This window comes from Streptomyces violaceusniger Tu 4113 (assembly GCF_000147815.2).
Taxonomy (GTDB): domain Bacteria; phylum Actinomycetota; class Actinomycetes; order Streptomycetales; family Streptomycetaceae; genus Streptomyces; species Streptomyces violaceusniger_A.
In genome coordinates, this window is sequence record NC_015957.1 from 5,834,590 (window position 1) to 5,843,662 (window position 9,073).

The 9,073-nt window shown below is 72.3% G+C and carries 7 protein-coding genes; 4 read left to right on the forward strand and 3 right to left on the reverse strand.

Annotated features, from left to right (window positions below):
• Positions 1–39: 39 nt before the first annotated feature.
• From STRVI_RS24120 to STRVI_RS24135, 4 genes are all read left to right on the forward strand, one after another.
• On the forward strand, positions 40–1,176 hold the full coding sequence (locus tag STRVI_RS24120) for an amidase domain-containing protein (protein ID WP_014058242.1): 1,137 nt from the start codon (positions 40–42) through the stop codon (positions 1,174–1,176).
• A gap of 123 nt (positions 1,177–1,299) precedes the next feature.
• Positions 1,300–2,061, forward strand: coding sequence for a GNAT family N-acetyltransferase (locus STRVI_RS24125; RefSeq protein WP_014058243.1), 762 nt, complete (start codon positions 1,300–1,302; stop codon positions 2,059–2,061).
• Between the two features lie 154 nt (positions 2,062–2,215).
• Positions 2,216–4,723 (forward strand): beta-glucosidase, encoded by a 2,508-nt coding sequence (locus STRVI_RS24130; protein ID WP_043236464.1) that lies wholly within the window; start codon positions 2,216–2,218, stop codon positions 4,721–4,723.
• Between the two features lie 141 nt (positions 4,724–4,864).
• Positions 4,865–5,659, forward strand: coding sequence for an SDR family NAD(P)-dependent oxidoreductase (locus STRVI_RS24135; protein ID WP_014058245.1), 795 nt, complete (start codon positions 4,865–4,867; stop codon positions 5,657–5,659).
• Between the two features lie 95 nt (positions 5,660–5,754).
• Here STRVI_RS24135 and STRVI_RS24140 read toward each other — a convergent pair whose 3' ends face one another.
• Genes STRVI_RS24140 through STRVI_RS24150 form a run of 3 tightly spaced genes read right to left on the reverse strand, consistent with a single transcriptional unit; the run spans position 5,755 to position 9,070 of the window.
• Entirely contained in the window at positions 5,755–6,861 is a 1,107-nt protein-coding gene (locus tag STRVI_RS24140) for a class I SAM-dependent methyltransferase (protein WP_014058246.1), read from the reverse strand.
• A complete protein-coding gene (locus STRVI_RS24145; protein ID WP_014058247.1) occupies positions 6,858–8,123 on the reverse strand; it encodes a glycosyltransferase in 1,266 nt (421 codons plus the stop codon). The genes STRVI_RS24140 and STRVI_RS24145 overlap by 4 nt, the downstream gene beginning before the upstream one ends.
• A complete protein-coding gene (locus tag STRVI_RS24150) occupies positions 8,120–9,070 on the reverse strand; it encodes an alpha/beta fold hydrolase (RefSeq protein WP_014058248.1) in 951 nt (316 codons plus the stop codon). Before STRVI_RS24150 ends, STRVI_RS24145 begins: the two co-directional genes overlap by 4 nt.
• Positions 9,071–9,073: the final 3 nt, after the last annotated feature.

A 9,073-nucleotide genomic window follows, 5' to 3' on the forward strand; every position in this document is an offset into this window, starting at 1 on the left:
CCGGCCCGTCCGGGCCGGGGGTGTGGAGGGGAAATACACGTGAAGTCAACGACCTTCAGATCCGCCGTGGGGGCCGTGCTGACGGCGGCCCTGTCCGCCGTGGTCCTGCCCGCCTCCGCCGCGAGCGCGGCGCAGACCCCGGCGGCGGCCGGCACCGTGGACACCGCGACCGCGCAGTCCTTCGGGCGCCTGGCCGACGCGGTGCTGACCCAGCGCACGGCGGCGCTGCTGGACACCGAGCAGTCGGTGCGGCGCGCGGCCCCGCTCACCGAGAAGAACGTCCGCCTGTCGGCCGGCCAGAGCCGGACCGAGGACACCGCGCTGTCCACGCTGCGCTCCCGCAAGGCGCGGCTCGCGGCCCTGGGCGAGGCGTACACATCCGCCGACACCAAGGTGACGGTGGACCGGGTGCGGGTCGAGGCCGGACACGCCACCGTCCAGGCCACCGAGACCACGACGCTGGCCTACAAGAAGATACGCGGCGACGAGCCCGCGACGACCGGCTTCCAGGCGCACCACCGGCTGAGCTTCGCCGCCACCGCGGACGGGAAGTGGCGGCTGACCGGCCTCACCTCGACCGACGACGGCCCGCTGGCGGTCAACGAGCCCGCCACGGCGCCGGTGGCGGCCAGGACGACGGCCCTGCCCGATGCGACGCCCGCCGCCATCTCGGTGCCGTCCCGGCCGCAGACCAAGCCCGCGGGAAGCTACAACTACGCGGCGATGGCCGCGTACGCCGAGAAGTACTGGCAGAACTACAACCCTGCCTACCGGAAGTTCAACGAGGCCGGTGGCGACTGCACCAACTTCGTCAGCCAGGCCCTGAAGGCGGGCGGCTGGGCCAACAAGTCCGGCGACGCCGAGGACTACCGCAGCTGGTGGTACGACACCTCGTACCAGTCGACGTCCTGGGTGGGCACCAACGAGTGGTCGTGGTTCACGCTGGACTCCAAGCGCGCCACCAACCTGGCGAACGTCTACTACATGGGCGTCGGCGACGTCATGCAGATGGACTTCGACAAGGACGGGTCCAAGGACCACACCATGGTCGTCACCTACCGGAGCTCCAGCGGGGTCCCGTATCTGACCTACCACTCGGTCAACACCTACCGGAAGTCCGTGGCCAGCATCATCGCCTCGTACCCGACCTCGGCCTACTATGCCTACCGCATCTGAGCACCCCTCCCCGTGACCGTGAACCCCGCCCCTCCCGGGCGGGGTCCACCGCATTTGCCCCCGGCCCGGGGCGGTATGCCACAGTGGACCGCCCCTCCCCTACTCCCCACCCTTCCGAAAGTGATGCAGTCCACGACGTTCCCTCCCCGCACCGCGGATCTGTTCACCCAGGGCCTGGAGGACCGCCCGGGCTCCGCCCTGCTGCGTTTCGGCGCGGCGCGCCGACGCCCGGCCGGCCGGCTCAGCTGGTCCGGCCCCGGCGCCGTGGCCTGGCTCGATGGCTCCCGGAGTCATGTGTGGAGCGTCGGGAAGCCGGTGGCCGCCGCCGGACTGGTGCTGGGCGCGGCACAGCGCCTTCCCGACGAGGTGAAGGAGTTCACGGGTCCCCGCGGCACCGACACCCTGGTCGCCCGCCATCTGCCGCTGGCCGATGTGGTCGAGTGGGTCTTCCGCTGGACACCGGACGAGCCGCCCGTCCATCCGGGTGAGGAGCGCGTGGTGGAGCTCGGCGAGGGCCACCACGAGGAGCTGCTGGCCTTCCTCCGGGAACACAGCCCGGCCCATTCGACCGGTCCCGACTCCTCGGGTATCAGCCTGTGGGCCGGGATCCGGGACGAGGACGGGCGGCTGGTGGCCTGCGGCGCCCTGAGCAGCCTGCGGGACAGCGGCGCCCCGCTGATGGCGTCCGTGGCGACCGACGCCCGGCAGCGCGGCCAGGGGCTCGGCGCGGCGCTGACCTCCTGGCTCACCCGGTACGCCGTACGCCGGCACGGCTTCTGCACACTGTGGCAGCTCGCCGACAACGCCCCCGCCGAACGGCTCTACACCCGCCTCGGCTACCGCAACGAGGACCTCTGCGTGGCCGCGCGGATCGCCGCGCACTGAGCCCGACACCTCGATCCCGAAACCCGGCGCACACCGGCGAGCGGCCGACCGCGTGATGTGATGTCCGCACGGTGTTCACCCGACGGACACCGAAGCAACGTCAGCACGCCTGCGTACACCCACGTCTTCGAGCCGCGAGAGATGAAGTGACGCCATGCCGGGCGCCCTGTCACGACGTTCCGCCCTGTCCTTCCTGGGAGGGGCGATGGCCGTCGCCGCCACCGGTGGTGGCGGATGGCCGGCGGCCGCGGCCGATCCCGCTTCCGGCCCCGGATCCGCGCCCGGTCCCGCAAGTGGTCCCGCCTCCCGGGTGTACTCCCTCATCGGCCGGATGACGCTCGAGGAGAAGGTCTCGCTGCTGCACGGCGCGAAGGATCCCCTGAGCCTGGGGCAGGCGGGCTACACCCCCGGTGTCCCCCGGCTCGGCGTTCCACCGCTGCGCCTCGCCGACGGGCCCGCCGGGGTACGGGTCGCCCGGCGGGCCACCGCGCTGCCCGCGCCGGTGCTGCTCGCCTCCGCCTTCGACCCGGCCCTGGCGCGGGAGTACGGGCGCACCATCGGGCGCGAGGGCCGCGCGCTGGGCCAGGATGTGCTGCTCTCCCCCATGGTCAATCTCATCCGCACCCCGTACGCCGGGCGCAACTTCGAGACCTTCGGCGAGGACCCCCTGCTCGCCTCCGAGCTGGTGGCCGAGGAGGTCCGCGGCATCCAGGGCGAGGGCCTGATCGTCACCGTCAAGCACTTCGCCCTGAACAACCAGGAGTACGAGCGCGAGTCGATCGATGTCATCGCCGACGAGCGGACGATGCGGGAGACGGAGCTGCCCGGCTTCGAGGCGGCCGTACGGGCGGGCGCCGGGGCGGTCATGGGCGCTTACAACAAGGTCAACGGGGCCTTCGCCTGCGAGAGCGAGCCGCTGCTGACGGGCGTGTTGCGCGAGGACTGGGGCTTCGACGGCTGGGTGATGACCGACTGGCACGCCGCCCACAGCACCGCGGCGGCCCTCGGCTCCGGGCTCGACATGGAGATGCCCGACGGCAAGTACTTCGGCGACACCCTCCTCGAAGCAGTGGCCGACGGGACCGTACCCGAGGCCGAGGTGGATCGCGCGGCCGGTCGCGTCCTGACCGTCATGGACTGCTTCGGCCTGCTGGACGGCGGCGCCCCGCCGCGGCCCGGCCGGGACCCCGAGGCCGGGGCGCGCACCGCGCTGAAGGTCGCGACGGCGGGCGGCATTCTGCTGCGCAATGAGCGCGGCACACTGCCACTGACCGGGCCCGCCGCCCGGTCGATCGCCGTCGTCGGGACCGCCGGCTCCATCCCCTTCGTCAGTGGCGGCGGCAGCGCCCATGTGGTCCCCGACCACGCCGCGAGCCCGCTGGAGGCGATGCGCGAGCGCGCCGGGAATGGGGCCCGGGTGGACTACGCCCTGGGCGAGGACGTGTTCGGCAAGAAGCTCCCCGCCGCCGCGCTCTCCCCGGCCACCGGGCTGGCGGAGCGGAAAGTGGCGGCGGGGAAGAGCTGGAGCTACGACGGCACCCTCACCGTCACCGAGGCCGATGAGTGGACGTTCGTTCTGCACTTCAGTGGCCCGCCCACCGGCCGCCCGAAGGTCCTGCTGGACGGCGAGGAACTGTTCCCGTTCCGGCCCGGCCTGGGCGAGTACTTCACCGGTGGCTTCCTGAGTACCGCCCCGGACGGGCTCGCCGTACGCCGGGCGGCCGTCGCGCTGACGGCGGGGAAGCACCGGCTGAAGGTTACCGCCAAGGGCGGCGGGAAGGGGCTGACCTTCCGGCTGCGCCGCACCACCTCCGCCACTCGCGCCGCCGATGTCGCCAGGGCCGTACGCGCCGCCCGCGCCGCGCACAGTGTGGTGCTCTTCGCCCACGAGGACGCCACCGAGGGCAGGGACCGCGCCACCATCGCCCTTCCCGGCCATCAGAGCGCGCTGATCGCCGCCGTCACCGAAGCCAACCCGCGCACCACCGTGGTCCTCAACACCTCCTCGTGCACCTCGATGCCCTGGCTGGACCGTACCGGCGCCGTCCTCCAGATGTACTACCCGGGCCAGGAGGGCGCCGCCGCCACCACCGCCCTGCTCTTCGGCGACGCCAACCCCGGCGGCCGGCTCACCCAGTCCTTCCCCGTCTCCGACGAGCGCCATCCGATGGCCGAGGACCTCCGGCGCTACCCCGGGGTCAACGGCCGTGAGGAGTACTCCGAGGGCATCCAGGTCGGCTATCGCTGGTACGACGCCGAGGGTGTGCGGCCGCTCTTCCCGTTCGGCCACGGCCTGTCGTACACCACCTTCGGCTATGCGGGGCTGCGGCTGCGAAGACGCGGAAGCGGGTTGGAGGCGGTCTTCACCGTGCGCAACACCGGGCGGCGGGCCGGGGCGGAAGTGGCCCAGGTGTATGTGGGGCCCTCCCCCGAGCTGCCGCTCGACCAGGCCGAGCGCGCCCTGGCCGGATTCCGGCGGGTCCATCTGCGGCCCGGTGAGGCGCGAAAGGTGACCGTACGGGTGGCCGCCCGGACGCTGTCCTGCTGGGACACCGAACGCCGTGGCTGGGTGCTGGGCACCGGGCGCCGGACCGTGGAAGTGGGCTCCTCCTCCCACGATCCGAGGCTGCGCGGGCAGTTCGAGGTCCGCCACGGGGCCTAGGCCGGTCGTGGCCGGAAGTCCCGTCGGCGGTGGCCGAAGTCTCGTCGGCCGTGGCCGCCTTCGCATACCAGGACTACGCTAGTATGGCGCGTGTGCAACTAATAGCGCACGCAAGTATTAAGGCATCGACGAAGGAGCGCCGTGCAGATCGACCTTTCCGGTAGGACCGCCCTGGTCACCGGCTCCACGCAGGGCATCGGATTCGCCATCGCCGCCGGCCTGGCGAGGGCGGGCGCCCGTGTCGCCGTCAACGGGCGCCGGCAGGAGTCCGTCGAGGCCGCCATCCAGAAGCTGGAGGAGGACACGGAGGGCGGCTCGTTCATCCCCGCCCCCGGCGACATCACCTCCGAGGATGGCGCCCGCGAGGTCACGGGCGCCGTGCCGGACGCCGATGTCCTGATCAACAACCTCGGCATCTTCGGGGCCACTCCGGCGCTGGAGATCAGCGACGAGGAGTGGCGGCGCTATTTCGAGGTGAACGTCCTGGCCTCCGTCCGGATGATCCGGAGCCTTCTTCCCGGGATGAAGGAACGCTCATGGGGCCGGATCGTGAACGTCGCCAGTGACTCCGCCGTCGCCATCCCGGCCGAGATGATCCACTACGGGATGTCGAAGACCGCGCTGCTCGCGGTCACCCGTGGCTTCGCCAAGGAGGCCGCCGGTACGGGCGTCACCGTCAACTCGCTGATCGCCGGGCCGACCCACACCGGCGGTGTCGAGGACTTCGTGTATGAACTGGTGGACCCGGAGCTGCCCTGGGACGAGGCCCAGCGGGAGTTCATGGCCAAGTACCGGCCGCAGTCGCTGCTCCAGCGGCTGATCGAGCCCGAGGAGATCGCCAACATGGCGGTCTACCTCAGCTCGCCGCTCGCCTCGGCCACCACCGGCGGAGCCGTACGTGCCGACGGCGGCTACGTCGACTCGATCCTCCCCTGACGCGGGCGTCACCCGCTCCCCCGGGCCCCGAGGCGGGACCCGGGGGGGACACCTCAACGGGAGCACCTCAGCGAGGGCCGGGGCGGGCCGGGGCATCACATCGGGGCATCACACCGGGCCACCACCCGGTAGGCGTTGGAGACCTTCCCCCACCCCGCCAGCGGCTTGAGCAACAGCCGGTCCAATGTGGTCGCGAGGACCAGCGCGGGGACGGCCGCGAGCAGCAGCGCACAGCGCAGCAGCCAGCGCGCGCGGCCGGGCGGTCGCGGCAGCGAAGGGGCGTCATCGGGCGGGATGACCGCGTTCAGTGACAGCCATACGGCGCCCAGCAGATCGACGGTGTCGGACGGCTCGCGGTGCTCCTCGGCGATGACGGTGAAGCCGAGCGCGTCCAGTTCCTTCCGGAGGTTCGCCACCGGCAGGAAGTGCAGATGCTGGGGCTGGAGCCAGGGCAGCCAGAAACGGCCGAGGAGCCGGGCGAACCAGCACTCCGGATCGGGCACCTCGATCAGCAGATGGCCACCGGGGCGCAACGCCCGCCGGGCCGCCCGCAGTTCGGCGCGGGGATCGGCGCTGTGCTCCAGATAGTGGAACATGCTCACCACGTCATAGCTCCCGGCCAGGCTCTCCTCGGCCAGTTCGGGGAAACTGCCACGGATGCCCCGGTCTATGCGCCCTGTCCGCTCGGCCAGTTCGACGCCGTCGGTGAAGTCCAGTCCGTCGAAGCGGGTGGCGGGGAAGACGGTACGGGCCACCGCGGGGAAGTGGCCGTGTCCCGTGCCGACATCGAGCCAGGTCTTCGGGGGCTCTGCGGAGGGCTCCTGGAACATCGCGCGCCGCCGGTACACCTTGTCCCGCCCGGCGAAGAGGTTGCCGAGTTCGATCTCCCCCATCCCGTCGTAGAAGTCGCGGTAGTAGAACTCCAGGCCGTCGCCGTTCAGCCTGGGGTTCTGGAAGACGTGGCGGCACTCGGCGCACGCCTCGAGCGCGAAGTGGCCCGGCTTGCTCTGGTAGCGGTCCCTGGTGCGCAGCCGCCGCTTCAGCCGCGTCGAGCCGCACCACGGGCAGTCGGTACGGCGCGGTTCGAAGAACCGCCCGGTGCCCCGCGCCAGATCGTCCTGGTAGCGGGGGCGCAGCGCGGCGACGGTCTCGGCGCGCGACGGCTTCGCGGGCGTACGTGGTGCGTCGGACGTGCGGCTCATCGGTCCCCCTCGGGAGTCGGCGTGGCATGGCCATCGGTCTTCGCGGCCAGCGCTTCCAGATGTCCGGCTGCCGCGACGGCGCCGCCCGCCGCGCGGAACGAGGCCCCGACGTGCTCAGCGGCGATGCGGTACCCCGGCTCGTACAGGACGGTGTCCAGCGCCTCGCCGAGCCCGGCCGCCCTCGCCCGGCCGAACCTGACGCGGACGCCCGCGCCCGCGTCCACCACCTGCGCGGCCACCACCGGCTGATCGTCCCGGATGGGGGCCACGACGAGCGGTACGCCGTGCCACAGGGTTTCGCAGACCGTGTTGTGGCCCGCGTGGCACACCACCGCGCTCACCCGCTCCAGCAGGGGGAGTTGAGGGATGTAGCGGCGCACCAGGACGTTCTTGTCGTCCGGGGTGTCCGGGGTGCCCGGGGTGAGTACGCCCTCCGGGTCGACGATGACCGTCTGGAAACGACCGGCCCGGGCGCGTACTGCCTCCCGGCACTCGGTGAGAAAGCGCGCTCCGGCGTCGGTGTTCGCGGTGCCGAGCGTGACCAGGACGGCCAGGCGCGCGGGGTCCAGCCACTCCCAGGGGAAGTCCGTCGTGGCCGGCCGCTCGGCGATCGACGGGCCCACGTAACGGATGCGGTCGCCCGCCCGGGCCGGTCGTCCGGCCAGTTCCTCGGTGGTGAAGGCCAGGACCAGATCGGGTGAGAACCGGGGATCGGCCGTGCTCTCCGGATCGCCGATCCGGCCCCGCACCTCGTCCATTTGCCCGTCCAGCCAGGCGTCGATCTTGGGCAGACCGTCCAGCGCGCCCGTGAACTCCGCCGAGGTGGTGGCGGATGTGGCCCAGCGCACCCCCAGCCGTTCGGCCACCAGTCCACCCGCCACGGTCTGCTGGTCGGCGATCACCACATCGGGGCGGAACTCCTCGATGGCCTTGGCGACGCCCGGGGCCATGGCCTCGGCGAGTGGCACCAGGAACCGCTCCCACAGGAACCTCAGCGCCGCCGGGCCGCGTACGTCCGGTGGCCGGCCCGCCCCGCCCTCGCCCAGCACCGGCCCGGCACAGCGGTAGACCGTCGCCCCCTGCCCGGTCAGCCGCCCGACGACCTCGGGCATCCCGGCCCAGGCCACCTGGTGTCCCCGGGCGGTCAGTTCGGCCGCGACGCCGAGGGTGGGGTTGACGTGGCCGACCAGCGGGGGCACGACGAAGAGAAAGCGGCGGGGTATGCGGGGTGGGGCTGCCTGCGATCTGCTGGGGTCGCTCATGAGGCATCGGCCCCCCAAGCCTCCAGGGACGCCCCCGCCGCCGGGGCGCCGGTGCCCGGTTCGCACCCGTGGATCCAGGACAGCAGCAGTTCGCGGATGCGTATGGGCGCCTCGGCGAGGACCGAATGCCCCTGTCCCGGCAGGACGACGGTCCGGGTGCCGGGCAGTACCGATTCCAGCCACCGCTCCTGCCCGGCGAGTTCGGAATCGGCGCCGTAGACGGCAAGCACCGGGCAGCGCACCGCGCCGACCTGCTCCTCGCTCACCACCCGGCTCTCCGGTACGTCCTCGGCGATGGTGGTCGTACGGACAAGGCGGGCGGCCGACTTGGCCAGCCGCGCGGTGTGGGCGCCCCGGTGGGCACTGACCCAGGCCAGCGACTCGGCCTCATGGACGACCAGTTCGGTGACGACGCGCCGGAGGATTCCGCTGATCTCGGTCAGCCAGCTCTCGGTGGCGGGTTTCGCCTCGATCACCGCGATGCCGGCCACCCGCTCCGGATGGCGCATGGCGTAGGCGAACGCCACCGTTCCGCCGAAGCAGTTGCCCACCAGATGGACCGGCCCTGTGATGTCCAGCCGGTCGAGCAGCCGCTCCAGATCGGTGACGAACGTGTCCAGCCGGTAGCCGGAGCCGGGGCGCTCGCTGCGGCCGTGTCCCCGCTGGTCGTACATCACCACCTCCAGCCCGGCGGCGGCGAGGTCCGGGGCCACCGTGAAGTACCAGCTGGCGAGGGAGTCGGTGAGCAGACCGTGGATGAGTACGGCGGTGGCGGTGGGCGGACGGCCGTCGGGTGGGGACAGCCGCTGGACATGCAGTCGGACGCCGTCCGGCCCGGTATCCGGACCGGCGTGGTCCGTGGCGTGGTCCGCGTCGTGGCCCGTACCGCTGCCTGTGCCGCTGCCCGGGCAGTCGCAGGTGCCGCGGCCGGTGTCGATCATCGCCATGGG